Annotated in this window: 21 protein-coding genes and 1 riboswitch; of the genes, 12 read left to right on the plus strand and 9 right to left on the minus strand. The window is 37.7% G+C overall.

Annotation, left to right across the window (positions count from 1 at the left end):
* Positions 1–83: 83 nt before the first annotated feature.
* From AA980_RS25600 to atpB, 3 genes are read right to left on the minus strand one after another with little or no spacing between them, the layout of a single operon-like run.
* Positions 84–1,049, minus strand: coding sequence for a DUF3939 domain-containing protein (locus tag AA980_RS25600; protein ID WP_024029495.1), 966 nt, complete (start codon positions 1,047–1,049; stop codon positions 84–86).
* A gap of 3 nt (positions 1,050–1,052) precedes the next feature.
* Positions 1,053–1,448, minus strand: a complete 396-nt coding sequence (locus AA980_RS00540; protein WP_024029494.1) for an ATP synthase F0 subunit B — start codon at positions 1,446–1,448, stop codon at positions 1,053–1,055.
* A 27-nt stretch (positions 1,449–1,475) separates the two neighbouring features.
* Complete coding sequence (atpB, locus tag AA980_RS00545) at positions 1,476–2,198, minus strand: F0F1 ATP synthase subunit A (protein ID WP_235815170.1); 723 nt, start codon at positions 2,196–2,198, stop codon at positions 1,476–1,478.
* A 356-nt stretch (positions 2,199–2,554) separates the two neighbouring features.
* Here atpB and AA980_RS00550 point away from each other — a divergent pair, with 356 nt between their 5' ends.
* Positions 2,555–3,100 (plus strand): hypothetical protein, encoded by a 546-nt coding sequence (locus AA980_RS00550; protein WP_024029492.1) that lies wholly within the window; start codon positions 2,555–2,557, stop codon positions 3,098–3,100.
* A gap of 54 nt (positions 3,101–3,154) precedes the next feature.
* On the opposite strand, the gene AA980_RS00555 is transcribed toward AA980_RS00550, so the two are convergent.
* Positions 3,155–3,466, minus strand: coding sequence for a HesB/YadR/YfhF family protein (locus AA980_RS00555; protein WP_024029491.1), 312 nt, complete (start codon positions 3,464–3,466; stop codon positions 3,155–3,157).
* A 296-nt stretch (positions 3,467–3,762) separates the two neighbouring features.
* Between AA980_RS00555 and AA980_RS00560 the strand changes: the two genes are divergently transcribed.
* Complete coding sequence (locus AA980_RS00560) at positions 3,763–4,059, plus strand: hypothetical protein (protein WP_024029490.1); 297 nt, start codon at positions 3,763–3,765, stop codon at positions 4,057–4,059.
* 294 nt (positions 4,060–4,353) lie between these two features.
* On the opposite strand, the gene AA980_RS00565 is transcribed toward AA980_RS00560, so the two are convergent.
* From AA980_RS00565 to AA980_RS00585, 5 genes are all read right to left on the minus strand, one after another.
* The gene (locus AA980_RS00565; protein WP_024030715.1) at positions 4,354–4,539 is read right to left on the minus strand and encodes a hypothetical protein; all 186 of its coding nucleotides are present in this window, start codon (positions 4,537–4,539) and stop codon (positions 4,354–4,356) included.
* Between the two features lie 127 nt (positions 4,540–4,666).
* Positions 4,667–6,022 carry a hemolysin family protein gene (locus AA980_RS00570; RefSeq protein WP_024030716.1) on the minus strand — a complete coding sequence of 452 codons (1,356 nt, stop codon included), beginning with the start codon at positions 6,020–6,022 and terminating at the stop codon, positions 4,667–4,669.
* 242 nt (positions 6,023–6,264) lie between these two features.
* Complete coding sequence (locus AA980_RS00575; protein WP_034725018.1) at positions 6,265–7,572, minus strand: hemolysin family protein; 1,308 nt, start codon at positions 7,570–7,572, stop codon at positions 6,265–6,267.
* Between the two features lie 164 nt (positions 7,573–7,736).
* Complete coding sequence (locus AA980_RS00580) at positions 7,737–8,297, minus strand: GNAT family N-acetyltransferase (RefSeq protein WP_024030718.1); 561 nt, start codon at positions 8,295–8,297, stop codon at positions 7,737–7,739.
* Positions 8,298–8,418: 121 nt separating this feature from the next.
* Positions 8,419–9,558: a histidine kinase N-terminal domain-containing protein gene (locus tag AA980_RS00585; RefSeq protein ID WP_024030719.1), complete on the minus strand. Its 1,140-nt coding sequence runs from the start codon at positions 9,556–9,558 to the stop codon at positions 8,419–8,421.
* Between the two features lie 204 nt (positions 9,559–9,762).
* Positions 9,763–9,869: riboswitch (TPP riboswitch) on the plus strand.
* Positions 9,870–10,113: 244 nt separating this feature from the next.
* Here AA980_RS00585 and thiT point away from each other — a divergent pair.
* From thiT to AA980_RS26740, 10 genes are all read left to right on the plus strand, one after another.
* Positions 10,114–10,701 (plus strand): energy-coupled thiamine transporter ThiT, encoded by a 588-nt coding sequence (thiT, locus tag AA980_RS00590; protein ID WP_024030720.1) that lies wholly within the window; start codon positions 10,114–10,116, stop codon positions 10,699–10,701.
* Positions 10,702–10,847: 146 nt separating this feature from the next.
* Positions 10,848–11,072 carry a FeoA family protein gene (locus AA980_RS00595; protein ID WP_024030721.1) on the plus strand — a complete coding sequence of 75 codons (225 nt, stop codon included), beginning with the start codon at positions 10,848–10,850 and terminating at the stop codon, positions 11,070–11,072.
* Positions 11,072–13,075 carry a ferrous iron transport protein B gene (gene feoB / locus AA980_RS00600; protein ID WP_024030722.1) on the plus strand — a complete coding sequence of 668 codons (2,004 nt, stop codon included), beginning with the start codon at positions 11,072–11,074 and terminating at the stop codon, positions 13,073–13,075. The genes AA980_RS00595 and feoB overlap by 1 nt, the downstream gene beginning before the upstream one ends.
* A gap of 222 nt (positions 13,076–13,297) precedes the next feature.
* Positions 13,298–13,453 (plus strand): FeoB-associated Cys-rich membrane protein, encoded by a 156-nt coding sequence (locus AA980_RS00605; RefSeq protein WP_024031282.1) that lies wholly within the window; start codon positions 13,298–13,300, stop codon positions 13,451–13,453.
* Between the two features lie 117 nt (positions 13,454–13,570).
* Entirely contained in the window at positions 13,571–14,029 is a 459-nt protein-coding gene (locus AA980_RS00610) for a helix-turn-helix transcriptional regulator (protein ID WP_024031281.1), read from the plus strand.
* Positions 14,030–14,164: 135 nt separating this feature from the next.
* Positions 14,165–16,237: a transglycosylase domain-containing protein gene (locus AA980_RS00615; RefSeq protein WP_024031280.1), complete on the plus strand. Its 2,073-nt coding sequence runs from the start codon at positions 14,165–14,167 to the stop codon at positions 16,235–16,237.
* A gap of 231 nt (positions 16,238–16,468) precedes the next feature.
* Positions 16,469–17,026, plus strand: a complete 558-nt coding sequence (gene sigY, locus AA980_RS00620) for an RNA polymerase sigma factor SigY (protein ID WP_024031279.1) — start codon at positions 16,469–16,471, stop codon at positions 17,024–17,026.
* Entirely contained in the window at positions 16,980–17,324 is a 345-nt protein-coding gene (locus tag AA980_RS00625; RefSeq protein ID WP_024031278.1) for a YxlC family protein, read from the plus strand. The genes sigY and AA980_RS00625 overlap by 47 nt, the downstream gene beginning before the upstream one ends.
* Positions 17,321–17,524 carry a hypothetical protein gene (locus AA980_RS00630; protein ID WP_024031277.1) on the plus strand — a complete coding sequence of 68 codons (204 nt, stop codon included), beginning with the start codon at positions 17,321–17,323 and terminating at the stop codon, positions 17,522–17,524. The genes AA980_RS00625 and AA980_RS00630 overlap by 4 nt, the downstream gene beginning before the upstream one ends.
* Positions 17,525–17,620 (plus strand): heavy metal-binding domain-containing protein, encoded by a 96-nt coding sequence (locus AA980_RS26740; RefSeq protein WP_024031276.1) that lies wholly within the window; start codon positions 17,525–17,527, stop codon positions 17,618–17,620.
* Positions 17,621–17,633 lie beyond the last annotated feature (13 nt).

Below are 17,633 nucleotides of genomic sequence, written 5' to 3' on the forward strand. Positions count from 1 at the left end.
TATATTGGTGTCAATTGCTATTATCTCAATATTGCTGAAAAAAAAGCAAAAAAAATATCTTTTCAACAAGAAAAAACCACCTCTCAGCTTTGAGAGGAGGTTTTTTTCTGTGGTTTAATATGAGTAATAAGTCCATCCAAATCGGTGATATAAAATTGTATTTCAGGAGCTGTTTTAAGAAAGTGCTCCTGTAATAGCTGATAATAATTCACTCTGCGAAGCGGGTCATATTTTAAGATTGGATATTCCTTCCGCTCCTTGACATATTGGTCAACCGCTTTTTGAACGATATCCATTTCAATGGGAATTTGTTTCTCGCTTTCTTCAAATAAATCATATGTTTCCTTTGACATATAAAATTTTTTAGCAGGAATCCCTCCAAGCATTGGTGCTAGCTGTTGGTAGTCGATACTATTATCGTCCAGAACAAGAATCGTCCGGTAAACGCCCTTTGGTAATTTATCAGAAAACGTTCTGACGGCTTTTCGAACATCCTCAATCGTTACATCAATAACTGGGTATTCTCTGACCTCAATTTGTTCTAGATTGGCAGACTGCTCTCTGTCTTTCCATTTTTGTTTTGGAGATTTAAAATACCGTTGAACCATTGAATATACAGTCACACCGCCAATGCCAATCCCGGAAAAAATACCAATCAGTGTTAAAGTGGGATAAATATCATACTGGGAATCCAATAGTGCCCCCGCCTTATAGCCAGCATACACACATAGAGCAATGGTAATTCCGAATACCATATTTAAAGAAAGGGCTTTCATTAAAAAGGTTGAAAATTCGTTCCAATGTGCATCGTTGTGAGTCCTTTCATTCTTAAAAAATTTTCTAACTTCTTTTTTCATTTCTTCAGAGACATTATTTTCTGTGAAGAAAACCTCGAGATACTGTTGCTCAGATTTGTTTTCATTTTTTAACAGACAGGCTGTTTTTTCAATCGAGCCTTTTGTGTAATGAACATAAATCCATTTTTCTTCAAATCCTAATTCAAGATTTTCGGTAACTCTGCCCAAGTATTTTGTAAACTTGTGCTTCATAAATTAAGCCCCCTTAAATTGGTCATTTTGAGAAAGGGACCGAGAACGTGAAAGGAATGCTTCCTCTTTTGCTTCTTTAAGGATTTGTTTAGCTTTGTTCTTGGCCTCTTGAAGAATCAGATTCGCCTCATTTTCACTATGCTTCCTAATTTCTCTCGAATCTGTCCACGCTTGTTTAAGGAAGGTTTCACTTGCTTTAAGGTTCTTTTCAGCCTCAAGTTTATATTTTTCCGTTAATTTGAGCTGATTTTCAATGTGCTGTTTTCTATTATCAAGTATATTCACCAGCTTTTTAAAAACTAACTTCTTTAATATAAGAACAAGAACTGTGAAAATAATAGCTTGGTAAATCATCGTACCAAATGAAATCGGGATACCAAATAAAGTAATATCACCCAAAATAATTCAACTCCATTCATTTTTATATTATGTTAAACGGTGTGCAATGTAAACCATTGTAAGTGTAACAAAGATATAAGCCTGAATTGCACCAATAAACACACAAAATACCTGCCAGATCAACATTGGAATAGAAGCGAGGATAGCGGCTCCAAATCCATGGCTCACAGCACTTGCCAAAAGGGCCAGCATGACCTCACCCGCATAAATGTTTCCGAACAATCGAAGACCTAATGTTAATGTTGTGGCAAGTTGTTCTATTGCATTAATAGGAAATAGAAGTTTAAAGGGTTTGAAAAAACTTAGAAAAAAATGCTTGAAGCCATGTAAGCGAATATCGATGAAGTGAGTATAAACGATAATCATAATTGCTAATGTCATGGTTACATGTGCATCAGCAGTAGGCGATTTCCACCAAGCAACAGAATTCTCCTCTGCCGTTATAATCGAGAAGGGTACGCCCATAAGGTTTGCAATGAATAAATACATTAATAGAGAGACACCTGTTGACAAAATAAATAAATTGTTTGGAGCAATCATAGAAGAGTTCATAATATCCATCACAAACTCCACAACCCACTCCATAAAGTTTTGCCGCTTTTTTGGTGCACTTGTTGTAGGTTTTCTTGTAAATAAGTAGGAGATGAGGAAAACGATGATTGCAGCAATGGTCGTTGTAATGATGACAGATAAATCAAACGTTAAATTAAACCAAACCACTTGAGGTCTTGTATGCTCTATGATGTCCAACCCCTTTCTGTTTAAGGTATGGAACCAATAAATGGAGGTAGAGGAGAGAGATTAATTGATTACATTCTCATTATATAAAAAAACTTTCATTATTGTAAGATAGTTCACAATTTATTCCTAATTTTCTGAATAATAATGTAAGCATTGTAGGAACTATTGATACCATAGTTTTAATAGAACAGATTATTAAATTAAAAATAGCAATTTTGGGAATATTTTTATTATATTACTCTTTTAGAATTGTTGGCAAAGATTCGAAAAAAATTTTAATTGTGAAACCTTTTATTACTTTTAACGTCTTATTAAATGTTGTAAAATAAACATGGCATTAATTAAAGAAATAGGGGGAAACAAAAATGAGAAAGTTATTACTATTTTTATCCGCATTAACGATGGCAATCGGTTTGACTGCCTGCTCAAGTAATGATGATGCGAAAACGGATAAGAAAGATACACCAAAAGAAACAGCAAAAGAAACTGAAGCACCTAAAGTTGATGTTAAAAAAGAATTAGTTAGGTTCTATATGGAACTTGGAAATAAAATCAACGCAAAAGATGCTGATTTAAACGCTTATGAAAAGAAAGCATCGAAGGAAGATGCAAAGCCTGAGGATTTACCAACTGCTGAAGAAAAGGCAGCAGCCAGTGAATCAGCCGCTGCAGTCGCATCGGAGCTTAATGCTGTTCAAATTCCAGCTGATCTAAAGGACCAACAGGCGGATCTGGAAGCAGCTGTTAAAGAATATGCTGCTTCTTATCAAGCTAAAGCAGATGAATTGAAAAAAGACACTCCTAATCTTGAAGCGGCGGATGCAACCTTTGCACAAGCTGAAGAAAAATTGGGGAAAGTGTTTGAAAGCGCAAAATTATTACCACCAAGCTTAGGTAAGCAAGTAAACTAATTATCATAAAAAACAGGCCAGATGAATTTCATCTGGCTTGTTTTTTATCGTATTTTAATGAATTTTGATGACTGCCTCTTCTCTGTAAGTAACATGTAGTTCATCCAGGAGACCGTTGACAGATAAGTACGTTTCCGTATCTTCAAAAAACCAAACATCGTTATCTTCAACAAAGAAGGTAATGCCATTTATCACTTTTGTAATTCCTGCATGTGCAGGATGCTCTGCCGAAAAAGCGAGGCTGTAGCCTTTATGCTTCTCACCAAACCCGACATATTGCGGAAACATTCGAATGCTGAAGGGTTTATTGATTTCGAATTCTTTTGAAAACCATAAGGCAGCATTTTCATCAATAGATATTAACATATTTAACACCAACCTTTTCCTAGTTGATTGTAATTCATAAAGATAGTAATGGATTCTAAGGTTCACCATTTCCTTATAGTAAAAGCTTAATTCTTTTTTCGAAGTTTGCCTGTGATAAAATTCACTGACGACAGGAATATAGGACGAATTTAAAAAATGTTCATACTTCCGTTTTGAATTCTTCACATCTGTGTAAAGCAGTAATATTAAGGAAATCGATTGTTACTGTTTTTGTAACATATTAACAGTGTAAACCGTGATAAAATAAAAGAAATAAGAAAAGGGAGTTTTTGACTATGGAAAAGGAATTTGAAAAATTAACTGAAAATGTTATGGATATCAAAAGCTTAATCAATACATTTAATACGACATTGGAGAATATTGAGAGGAGACTTTCGAGATTAGAACAGATGGATAGTATCGAACATAGGGTAGAAGTAAACCAAATCGACCTATCCGATATAAAAGATTCTCTTCAACGTATTGAAGAGAAACAGAGCGGCGAAATTCAGCATATCAACCGCCGTCTTGATTCCCATTTAGTTAAAATAGCAAAAGCAGAAGAAGATATAATCATTCTCAAATCAAAATAATATTAGGCAGAAAGCAAAAAGGGGCTGTCCAAAAAGTCAGGTAACTGACCTTTGGTAGCCCCTCTTCTTTTAGTTAATGGCTGGTTCAATAAGGTCTGTTGATTTCCGCTCCAGCTGGCTTCGCTTTCCGCGGGGTGGGCGGTGAGCCTCCTCGGCGTAAACGCCTGCGTGGTCTCACCTGTCCCACTGCTCCCGCAGGAGTCTTCGCCGCCTTCCGCTCCAATCAACAGGGTGCAAATATCAATATTGTGCTTTTTAATATAGCCCGTTTTTTCTGTAAAAAATTGTAACCACTTACAATTTGGTAAATAGTGCTTTGATGCCTAGGTAAAGCAAAACAAAGGAAAAGACTAAAATTGCAAGTGCTCCGACAACGTGAAAAAATGATGTCATGCCAGCTAAAAATGAAATTTCTGGCATATGAATAAGGGCAAAACCAGCTAAGATACAAACGAAAAATAAATTTGCTAAACGATCCATTTTCCATCCCTCCTTACAAGCAGGATATGCTTAAAAAGGGCTTGTTGATTGGACAATTGTGCGATTAATAAAGGTTTTATACAAATAAAAAAAGACCGATATTGGTTTACTCGGTCTTTTTAGAAACTTATGAAAGCACTTCTGATTTTGACAGGGCGATTTGCTGGACGTCAGTTTCGCCGCCGTTAGTAGCATTTTTGGTTACTTCAATATATTTTATATGATGCTCTTCCATATCGAGGATTTTAAAGGAATACGTTTCGTGATGGATGATGTCCCCTTCTTTAGCTTCATAATTCTCAGTGAGAATCCAGCCGCCAATGGTATCAACGTCTTCGTCATTAATTTCAACGCCCAATAAATCATTTACCTCGCTGACTAAGACCTTCGAGTCAATAATATAATGGTTTTCCTTCATTTTACGAACCTCTGGCACTTCATCCATATCAAATTCGTCACGAATCTCGCCAACAATTTCTTCAAGAATATCTTCTACGGTAACAAGCCCTGATGTACCGCCATATTCATCCATCAATATTGCCATATGCATTCTTTCTTTTTGCATTTTTACCAGCAAATCATGGATGGGAATGGTTTCTATTACTCTAATAATCGGACGGGTATAATTTTCCAAGTTTCTTGTTGAAAGGTTTTCCTTTCCAATTAAATCTGTCATAATTTCCTTAATATTGATAAGCCCGATAATATGGTCCTTATCACCATCAATGATGGGATACCTTGTGAACTTTTCTTCACGTAAAACCTGAAGAAAGGTTTCTAATGAATCATCCTTGGATAATGAAACAATTTCAGTTCTTGGAACCATGATTTCTTTGGCAATGCGGTTATCAAATTCAAAAATTTTATTTACATACTTAAACTCCGATTGGTTAATTTCGCCGCTTTTATAGCTTTCAGATAGGATAATACGAAGCTCTTCCTCTGTATGAGCAATTTCATTTTCGGATACTGGCTTTAAGCCAAAAATGCCGGAAACGACCCGCGCAGATCCATTCAGAACCCAAATAAAGGGGTACATGAGCTTATAAAAAAAGATAAGCGGGCGGGAGACAGTCATGGTAATCCATTCAGCCTTTTGAATGGCTAGTGTTTTGGGTGCAAGTTCCCCGACCACAACGTGTAAAAACGTGATGGCTGCAAATGCAATTCCAACTGATAATAGGTGGGTTGCACTCTCAGGTACGTTCATCTTTACAAAAAGTGGTGCAAGCAACCCTTTTATCGTCTTTTCTCCAATCCACCCAAGACCAAGAGCCGTTATTGTGATACCTAACTGACAGGCGGACAGGTATTCATCTAAATTTGTGATAACCTTTTTGACCGAAACAGCCTTCGAATTTCCTTCTTCAATTAACTGATCAATTCTGGAGCTTCTAATTTTAACAATCGCAAATTCTGAAGCAACAAAAAAGGCAGTTAAAGCTATTAAAATGGCTATTAAAACCAAATTAAATATGTCCAAATAAGTTCCCTTATCCCGTTTCTAAACGAGAAAGGAGTCACCTCCCAATATTATACAAAACTTATTTTCTTCTAATCTCGTCTAATGGAAAGTATAAATTAACAATAATTATATAGAATTTAAATCATACAGTCAAACTTCCTTATAGTATAAGAGTTGATAACAACATTTTATGGAGAAAATTTGTAAATATGAACAGAAAAATAAAAATATTACAAAAAATATTCAACAAAAAACGTCTCCTATATCGGAGACGCAGTTGCCTTAAATACCTCAATATACAAAATATGATGCCCTTCAATTTCCTCAATTTTAAAAACGAAATCTTCTTTTTCAATGGATTCTCCTTCATGTACATCAAACTTCTGCGTTAAGAACCAGCCTCCAATCGTATCGACATCATTCTCTTCAAGAGTTGTCCCTAACAGGTCGTTAACTTCACTTATTAAGACCTTTCCATCTAAGATAAAGTGACCATCACCGATTTTTTGTATTAAAGGAAGTTCATCCAGGTCGAATTCATCACGAATTTCACCAACAATTTCTTCGAGAATATCTTCGACAGTCACGATTCCTGCCGTACCGCCATATTCATCCGATAAAACAGCCATGTGAGAACGGCTTTTTTGCAGCTTTACCAATAGTTGTTGAATAGGAATAGTCTCAATCACATGAATCACAGGCTTTAAATAATACAAAAGCGGTTCTTCTCCATTACACTTCTGTAGAATACAATCGGTTAAAATTTCTTTAATATTAACGATACCTAATATTGTATCCTTGTCACCGTCAATAACGGGATAGCGTGTATACCCTTCTTCCTTCACCGTTTCGATAATTTCTTCAAGGTCGGCCTCTTTTGGCAATGTAATGACTTCTGTTCGCGGAACCATGATTTCCTTAGCAATGCGGTCATCAAATTCAAATATCTTATTCATATAGCTGTATTCTGAATGATTGATTTCTCCGCTTTCATAGCTTTGTGAGAGAATCATCCGCAGTTCTTCCTCAGAAAGTACGATATCTTGTTCAGAAACGGGTTTAATTCCGAACATGCCTGTGATCAAGCGGGCTGACCGATTAAGCACCCAAATAAACGGATACATAAGCTTATAAAATAAAATCATCGGCGGCGCGAACAGCAGGATTATTTCTTCAGCCTTTTGAATTGCAAATGTTTTCGGAGCTAATTCACCAATGACGACATTGAAAAAGGTGATGATTGCAAAGGCTAAAATAAACGAGAAAATCTGATTTATTGATATCGGCAACTGAATCCATTCCAAAAGAGGGTTTAAAAGCTCACGGACTGTGGACTCACCACGCCATCCTAATAGTAAGGAAGTAATTGTAATGCCTACTTGTGTAGCTGATAAGTATCCATCCATATTGGAAATGACTTTTTTTGCAGACTCGGCTTGTTTGTTACCTTCTGACAGTAATTGGTCTATTCTCGTTGTACGCACTCTTACAATTGCAAATTCCGATGCTACAAAAAATGCAGTAAACGCGATTAGGAGTGCTATTATGACAATGTTCATCCAAATCATTGGTTCCCTTACAAAAGTAAGTTATTCCACCTCACTTACAAAATAACTCTTTGTCTCATTATTACCTTTCATTTCAAATTCTAATTGCGAGTTGTTAAAATTTATTAGTTCAATAATAGTCAAGAACAAAAAAAAGCTGCCTATTGGCAGCATTAAGGGATAACTTATCTTTGATGGGTAGGCGCTCCTCTCCATTCACGAGCCAGCATGCTGTAAATGATCAGATTATGAAAGCGCCCGTTTAATTGTTCTCCATCTCTAATGATTCCTTCTTTACTGAAGCCAAGTCTATCAGGAATCGCCTGGCTTTTCTTGTTTTTAACCCCGCAGCGAATTTCAATTCGGTTTAATCCTAATTGAAAAAAAGCATAGTTTAACAAGGCTTGAACTGTACGGGTAATTATACCGTGTCCTTCCGCCTTCTTAGCAAGGTAATAGCCAATGCTTGCCGTGCTGTTATACCAATCCATTTGATGTAATCCAATCGATCCAACAAGTTCCCCTTTGTAAATAATACCAACATTAAGGGCAGTATTCTCGGCAAATTGAGTAAGCCAAACCGGTATAATGGATTCGAAATGATAAAGGGCAGTCATACTGTCAACCCATGGCATCCATTCCCGTAAATGTTCGCGATTTTCTTCAACAAGCTGATATAGTTTTAATGCGTGTTGTCGTTCAAACAATTGAAGCTCAATTTCATGGTCAACTTTTAATGTAAACATAGGCAAAGCTCCCGAAAAAAATTTTAGTACATCATATGCTAAAAAGACTTTTTCGGAAGGTGTATATTGAAAAAAATCGCTGCTCAGAAAAATAAGCGGGGATTTTCTATACTAGGTTTATTCATGTAATTTGGGGATCAGCGGCAAGAGGGAGAGTAAGCGAAAAGGTGGTTTTCTCTGGTTTTGAATCACAAGACATCTCCCCTTTATGTTTTTCAATAATTTCTTTACAGACAAATAGCCCAAGCCCAGTGCCTAGCTTTTTTGTCGTAAAAAATGGCTCAAATATGGTTTTCTGCAATTCTGCCGGAATTATTGGTCCATTATTAGAAATATCGATTGTGATGTTCTGAGGATCTTTTAAATAGCTGACAATTTCTATCGTTGGATTCTCATGCACATGATGATTAAGAACATCAATGGCATTAAAAATGATATTAATAAAGACCTGTCTAATTTCGTCAGCATAACCATGCAGTGTAATATCTTCACTTAAATCCTTGTTTATTTTAACTTTACCGTCAAGAACACTCGGATAGAGAAAGTTTAATACTTCATCAATTAGCTGATTCATGTTGAATTCCGCTTTTTCTTTACCGATTAATTCTTTTTTCGATAAAAGCAGGAACTGAGAGATGCGAAAATTTAGTTGGTCTAATTCGCTTGAAATAATTTCTAAATACTTCATATTTGGATAATCTGCTTTCAGTAATTGAATAAATCCCTGAATAGATGTTAGCGGGTTCCTAAATTCATGAATGAAACTGGACGTCATTTGTCCAAGAAGTGTTAACCGATCCTGATGGGTCGAGTCGATGAATAAGTTTTTTTCCTCAATGATTTTGTTTTTTGCCTCTGTATAATGAGAAACGGCAAAATAAAGAAATTTATCGAAGCAAAAATTAATTCTATTCATCGATTCCTGAAGATCGGGCCAAGAAATACCCGTTTTACTTAGATAGCTGTATAAAATCGTTCTGCCCAAATTAACATTATAAACAAAGTCGCCAATGTTAATATTAGCCATTACTCTTTCTTGTGAAATTTTTTTCGCTAGACTTTCAAGCGTCACTAGAATTTCCTCGTCCGTCATCTGATGAGACGTTAATACAACGTTAAGAAGTGCTTTAGCATTTTTACGAATTTCCCCTGAAAAAGGGTCCCCTTTAAAGATAACATTTGAATTATCCCATTCTTGTAATAATTTTTCTTTATTTTTAGCAAAAAAGGCAAATAAAACGGTTTGATCATCTGTAAACATATTAACCCCCTCTGTACAAACTTCTTACAAGGATAATTCGCTTATTCTATGTAAAACCCTTTATTTATTGAAAGAAAAAAATTTCAATATCAGTCTTGATAGAACTAAATTGGGAAATAAACTCATACGTTTTTAACATGGATGTAATATATTCCTTGTCAAAGGGATTAATCAATAGTATATTCGATTATGGAATCAATTGAATATTTCCACAGGGGGGGCTGCTTTATGCGGCTGAGAGTGAACGTTCGAGTTCTGACCCTATGAACCTGTTAGTTAACACTAGCGTAGGGATGTGGTTTGCCGGACAAGTAAAGCAATGCAGACATTTCCTTATGTCTCATTGCTTTTTTTCGTTTAAATTTAGTGGCACCATCTGGTTTACGGAAGATATCAACCGACTCCAAATAGAAATGCGGAAGCGCCCTGGTTAGCCCCGACACCTGCTTGGGGTCCTGCCGGTGAAGTAGTTTTTTGACTTCACCGGCAGGACCGAAGCGACTCGAGGGGCTGGGCGCTGGAGCTAGACAAAACGTTTATTAGGGGGAAACAGGAGTGAACAAAAAGAGAAGTAACACACTATTTATTACGGAAATTGCTGTTTTTACCGCACTTGCCTACTTACTTGATCTGCTATCAGGTTTCTTAATGGCAAGATTTTGGCCGCAGGGTGGATCCATTTCTATTGCTATGGTCCCAATTTTCCTCATGTGCTATCGCTGGGGAATAAAGGGTGGCCTACTAACAGGCTTCTTACTAGGTCTATTACAATTTATTCTAGGTTTTGCCCAAATTTATACCATTGTTCAAGGTATTATCGATTATTTTATTGCTTTTACAGTAGTGGGCTTAGCAGGCGTTTTTGTTGGTCAAATTCAAAAAGCCCTAGCTGAAGGTAATAAAGGGAAATGGATGATATTCACAATAATTGGAGCCCTTTTTGGAAGTTTTCTCCGTTATCTATGTCATGTTGTTTCTGGAATCGTTTTCTTCGGTGAATATGCACCTAAGGGCCAGCCGGTAACAACCTACTCGGTCATATATAATGGAACCTATATGCTCCCAAGCTTCGTCATCAGTGCGATTATCATCATTCTTGTGATCGGTGCAATGCCAAAGAAAAGTTTTTTACAAGAACATTAAAATGGAGTGAAAAAGAAAGGCAAACTGCTTTTCTTTTTTTTTCGAACATTTGTCACAAAATTAGTATGCTCTTGCCCTAAAAAAGTGTTAAAATGTCAATATAGAAAGATAATCATTCTCAATTAACCTAGATAAGGGTGATATACATGTTCGGATCGTTAAAAGCAGGAGATAAGGGAAAGATTATTGACATTTCTCATGTCGGTCACCTGGTACAAAGACGTTTACTTGATTTAGGGATAACAGAAGGCTCAGAAGTGTGCGTGAAATGTGTCATGCCATTTGGCGGTCCAATTATGATTGAATCATGTGGACAATGTGTCGGTATCCGCCGCAAAGAGGCAGTTCAGATTGAAGTGGAGAGAATATAATGGAAATCGCTCTTATCGGAAACCCTAATACCGGGAAAACATCATTGTTTAATAATCTAACAGGTTCCTATGAGTATGTCGGTAACTGGAGTGGTGTAACCGTTGAAAAGAAAGTCGGCGTTTTCAAAAATAATATTGGTCATTTAATAGATTTACCAGGTGTATATACCCTTAATCCGTTGTCAAAGGATGAAGGGGTGGTTACTTCCTTTTTCTTGAATGAATCGGTTGACCGCCTGTTAAATATATTGGATGCTTCACAATTAGAACGAAATCTACATTTGACCTTACAATTACTTGAATTTGAAAAGCCAGCTCTCATTGGTCTAAATATGATAGATGTCGCCAATAAGCGCGGGATTCATATAGACGCATCTAAGTTATCGGGAGTTCTTGGTGTACCAGTCGTTCCAGTCGTAGCAAGAAGTGGAAAGGGCTGTGATAAACTCGTCGATGTCATCGCAACAAAATCAATTCAGCCAACGAAAAAGAACCTCGTTTATTATGGGAAAGATGTTGAGGAAGCAATCACTGCATTGATCGCTGAAATAATCGGAAAAACCGATCATTCTGCTCGTTTTCTGGCGATTCAGTATTTTGAAGGAAATGAATATGTTCAGGAATATGTAAATAGTATTGCAGATTCCGAAAAATTGAAGACCATTAGTGCGAATTTGGAAATTAAATTACAGGAGATATATAATAGTAAATCATTAGCAAACTTTATCTATTTAAAGAGAAAAGAAGTCATTGAGAGTATCGTGGCGGACGTAGCTAGAAAAAGTAATTCGGATATTCCATTGTCGGAAAAAATTGACAGTATTGTTACGAATCGTATCTTAGGGATGCCGATTTTCTTATTGCTTATGTATTTTATGTTCATGCTGACATTTGATTGGCTCGGAACGCCCTTATCTGATGCTCTTGATGCCCTTTTAACTGGACCGGTTACGGTCGGATTCGAAAAGGTATTAACGGCGATAAATGCTTCTGAGTTTATTCATGCCTTAATAATTAATGGATTAGTAGCCGGAGTCGGCGGTGTTCTCGTGTTTGTACCACAAATTTTTATTCTGTTCTTCTTTATTTCGTTATTAGAAGATTCCGGGTACATGGCCCGGGTTGCCCTAGTTATGGACCGAATTATGGAATCGGTAGGATTGAATGGGAAGGCCTTTATTCCGATGATGATTGGCTTCGGCTGTAATGTTCCTGGAATCATGGCGGCACGAACGATTGAAACATCAAGGGAACGGCTATTAACCATTTTACTAACGCCATTAATGTCCTGTTCAGCTCGTTTGCCCGTATATGCTTTATTTGTGGGCGCCTTTTTTGCCGGTAATAAGGCATTTGTTGTTCTAAGCCTTTATGTCCTTGGAATTGTTGTAGCTTTAATCTTGGCTAAAATCTTTTCTTCAACAATTTTAAAATCAGAAACTTCCTTATTTGTGATTGAATTGCCGCCTTATCGTCTACCTCAATTCCAATCACTATGGAGAAGTACTTGGGATAAAGGAAAAGGCTTCGTAAGAAAGGCTGGGACCTTTATTTTCGCTGGTTCGGTCTTTATCTGGCTGTTATCATATGCGGGTCCCAATGGTTTAAACGTGGATATGGACCACAGCTATTTAGCTGCAATTGGAAATGCGATTGCGCCAATTTTTGCGCCAATTGGCTTTTCTACATGGCAGGCATCCGCGTCATTAATCACTGGATTCTTAGCCAAAGAAGCGATTATTTCGACGATGAATATTATCTATTTTGTACCGAATGATGCCAGTTTGCAGGGCTTATTAGCAGATTACTATACCCCGCTTGCGGCTTATAGTTTCATGGTATTCATTTTGTTGTATATTCCGTGCTTAGCAACTGTAGCAACCATTTATAAAGAAACAGCATCGAAAAAGTGGACAGCTTTTTCGATGATCTATGCCTTCGCAATTGCCTATGTTTTATCCTTAATTATTTATCAAGGCGGCAGGTTGTTCGGATTGGTTTAATTCTAAGAAAAGCCGCTGAGGTGCTAGAGCTGAACAATTCTGAAAGTCCCAAATTGTATACTTTCTTATCTATTGGCTCTGTTAAAAGTGAATGTTGATTTCCGTTCCAGGCGCGAGCGGTTCGCGGGGCGGGCGGTGAGCCTCCTCGGCNCCACTCCAATTTGTGCTCAAAGTCAACAATGTTCTTTAACACAGCCTATATATTAAAAAGAGGTGGAGCAAATGATTGCCAGTGTTTTGATAGGTGCAGCTATCTTTGGATACGCGATTTGGCATTTTGTGAAATTCATAAATAAATCTAAAAAAGGAAAATGTGCCGCTTGTGAGTTGAAAAACTCCTGTTCAAGCCAGTGCGGTATTCCGCCAAAAGTGAAATAAAAGTCTCGGAAAAAACTGCTATCTTAAGACGATAGCAGTTTTTTTATTCTTATGATTTGAATGATGGATGGAACTTGTGTAAAATTACACTATAAGCTATTGAAGGAAGGGCTTAATGTGACCAGGGAAGAAATTATCATGCAAGTTTCTGAAAAGCTTCGGTTAATCCGCACTGAAGCGGGTTATACCCAGGATAAAATGGCAGATATTATTGGTGTTTCAAAGAAAACACTTGTGCAAATTGAAAAGGGAAGAGTTCTTGCCAATTGGTCTACTGTTGTTGCCATTTGCGCACTTTTTCGTGAAACAGAAACAGTACAATTTTTATTTGGGAACGAGCCCTTGGAAGTATTGGAGACAGTCGCAAGAGAAGGTATTGATTATCGCAGAACGAAAACGATGGGCGGCCGGTTATGGTGGAAAGCGATATCAAAGAAAAATGGATTTATCCTTCAGCAAAATATTCTCAGCAAACATTTTCGAATATTAGACGCGGGGAATTATCGAATCTACAGCAGTTTCGATGAAAAAATGACAAAGCAGCGCTTTAAAGAACTGACCAAAAGTGAAGAATAGAGGAAACAGAAAAGACGGGTTTGGGACCTGTCTTTTTCTGTTAATCGATTATTTCCTAGTAAACAGTCATAAAATCCAAACATTAATCGAAAAGTATACCTGTTATAGAGAATACAGACAAAGGATGTCATCGAATTGGTATTAAAAGAGAGGTTACGTGGCATTTTCAAAAATTGGAGAAAGTGGCATTTACTTCAGGTGATTGTGTTAGCTGCCTTGAGTATGATTCTAGGTTTTTTTGGACTTCTTTATTATTTTTCCAAGGATGCTGACATATCAGAACTGAAAAATGAACTTCCACAGCCAACGGTTTTTTATGATATTAATGGGAAAGTAGCAAGTAAAGTATCGGCCAATAAAAATGAAGGGGTTCCAATCACGGAGATCCCGAATTCCATGATAAATGCCATTGTTGCTATTGAGGACCACCGTTTTTATCAACATAGCGGTGTTGATTTAATCGGTACTTCGAGGGCTCTTTTTCGAGACCTAAAGGCTGGAGCGATGGTTGAGGGCGGCAGTACCATCACACAGCAATTAACGAAAAATACAATTCTCACTTCTGAAAAAACAGTGAAAAGAAAGATGGAGGAAGTATTTTTAGCATTGGCAGTAGAACGAGAATATACGAAACAGGAAATCCTCCAGATGTATTTAAACCAGATATATTTTGGCAACGGTGCTTATGGTATTAAACAAGCTGCCAGTAAATATTTTGCAAAAGAGGTTAAGGACCTTTCGATTAGCGAATCCGCCTTACTCGCGGGACTAATTAATGCACCCTCTGCCCTAAATCCATACGAAAATATGGAAAAAGCAACCGAAAGGCGAAATCTTGTGCTCGCAAAAATGCAGGAGCAAGGCTATATCACAACACAGCAGGCTGAAAAGGCTACGCATGAAAAGGTTGTTCTCGATGACAAGGGCGGCGATCCGTTCCGTGGGAAATTTCCTTATTATGTTGACCAGGTTTTGGATGAGGCGATAAAACAGTACGGCTTCACTCAAGATGAATTGTTGACAGGCGGGTATCAGATTTATACCGAGCTAGATCCTGCGATGCAAGCGGCGATGGAAAACACGTATCAAAATGACGCCTTATTTCCAAAAGGAAAGGACCTGCTTGTCCAAAGCGGCGGTGTCTTAGTTGATCCGAAAACAGGCGGGATCAGGGCTCTTGTCGGCGGCAGAGGAGATCATGCGTTTAGAGGCTATAACCGCGCCTCGCAGTTAAAAGCACAACCAGGCTCTTCCTTTAAGCCATTGGTAGTTTATACCCCGGCACTTGAAGAAGGCTGGAAAATCACGGACATGTTAAAGGACGAACAGATGAAGTTCGGCACTTATGAACCTAGTAATTATAATCATCAATACGAAGGCGAAGTACCAATGTATGAGGCGGTTAAGGAATCAAAAAACGTCTCGGCTGTCTGGCTGTTAAATGAATTAGGAATCGAAAAGGGATTAGATGCGGTTAACCGCTTCGGCATTACCTTGGATAAGGCTGACCGCAATTTAGCAATCGCCCTCGGTGGTTTGCGTAAAGGCGTTTCTCCAATCGAGATGGCAGAAGCCTTTTCTGTTTTTCCTAATAACGGCGTGCGAGAGGAAGCACATGTGATCAATAAAATCATCGATGCAAAAGGTAATATGGTCGCTGAGTGGAAAGGGAAAAATGAGCGTGTAACAACAAAAGCTGTTACTGATAATATGACAACGATGCTCCTTGGTGTTATCGAACTAGGAACCGGAAAAGCAGCACAAATCCCCGGCCGGGAAACAGCGGGTAAAACCGGTTCCACTCAGGTTCCGATTCAAGGAATCAACGGACTGAAGGATCAATGGTTTGTTGGATATACACCACAATTAGTGGGTGCCATCTGGGTTGGTTATGATAAAACCGATGCCGACCACTATATCACTCCAACAAGCGGTACAGGTTCTGCTGTTATCTTCAGTGAAGTGATGAAGGAAGCGTTGAAAGGTTATCCAAACGAAAGCTTTAATGTGCCGCACATTTCCTCGTTGATTGAAAAGCGGAAAAAGGAAGAAGAAGAAAAGAACCTTAATAATTTTCAAAAGAAATTCAATAACGAAGTGCAAAAATGGGAAGAAAAATGGAATAAACAAAAGGAAAAGTGGGATAAGAAGGAGAAGGACAAAGGTAAGGGCAAGGTCAAAGGAAAGGATAAAGGAAAAGGGCATTAATTCAGGGAGGTACGAAGAAATTCGTGCCTTTTTATACTTAAACTAGTACTTGAGAGAAAATGGTGAAAAGCTGAAGTAGAGAGGGTCTCCGCAACAAGAACCGCAAATAAAGCCATCCCCATATCGAGATTTGCGGGTAATATTAATTTAAGATGAACCAAATGCGGGATTAATCGTCTTATTTATAAACAAGAAAATAGGGATGATGGGGAAAGAGAGGATTATTGCCAAATGGATGCATTGATAAAAAATGCAAAAGAAGGGGACCATTTAGCATTCGCCATGTTGTTTAAAGAAAATTATCCATTCCTTGTAAAATATTTAATGAAAATTACAATGAATCCTGATACAGCTGAAGAATTGGCACAGGAAACGATGGCGAAATGTATACAAAAAATGCATCTTTATAATGGTCAAAGTAAGTTTTCCACCTGGCTGGTTTCGATTGCGACGAATACATACATTGACCAATGCAGAAAGAAAAAGCGAGAGAAAAACTGGCAGGCGCAAGAGGAAGTATACCGTAAATTGAAGTGGCATTTCGAAAGCAGAAATGAAGAATGGAATGATGCGTTGGAGGCACTTGCGCGATTACCGGAGGATGTTAGGATTCCAATCATTTTGAAACACTATTATGGATATTCCTACGAGGAAATTGGCGATTGGATGAAAATATCTCCGGGAACGGTTAAATCAAGGGTGCATAATGGAATAAAGTCAGTAAGAAGGGAGCTGAAATTAAGTGAAGAAACAGAAAGTCATCATACTGGGCAACGAACAACTAGATAAACAGGACTCGGCTGCTATTCACGAACTGCAAGAGGGGTTACATCATTTAGATCAATTCCCTGTCTATACTCCAGACCTTTCATGGTTTGAACAAAGGGTGGCAGCAGAGAAGCAGCAAATACGAAAAAAGCTCATCAGGGATGTATCCATTTTTTTAATCATTGCCTTGATCATTTTAACAGGAATTATAGTATCACTATTTCAGATGCCAGTCGTGTTTATTTTCCTGCAACTTTTTTCCACCATCTTTATTGTGTATTATACAGGTGCCTGTTTACTTAAGAAGGTGAGGGGATGAAGGTCGAGTATTCACCAACTTTAATCATCATTGTTGCTGCCATTTTATTATTGCAGAGCATCTTTTTATTTTTGGATGCACGGAAACGTAGTCATAACTATTGGTTTTGGGGAATTGTAGGCCTTATCCAAGCACCAATGCCAACGCTATTTTACCTAATTTTTATTAGAAAAATTTTTCATAAAAAGCGGAGGATATAAATGATAAGTATCATAGGGATGCGATTACAATCCAGTTCCGTTATGCAGGGGGCGTCAGAAATTATTGACTACGGGACCGCAGTTCGGGTGGAGTAATTATAGGACAAAT

The organism is Neobacillus vireti (assembly GCF_001026695.1).
Taxonomy (GTDB): Bacteria; Bacillota; Bacilli; order Bacillales; family Cytobacillaceae; genus Neobacillus; species Neobacillus vireti.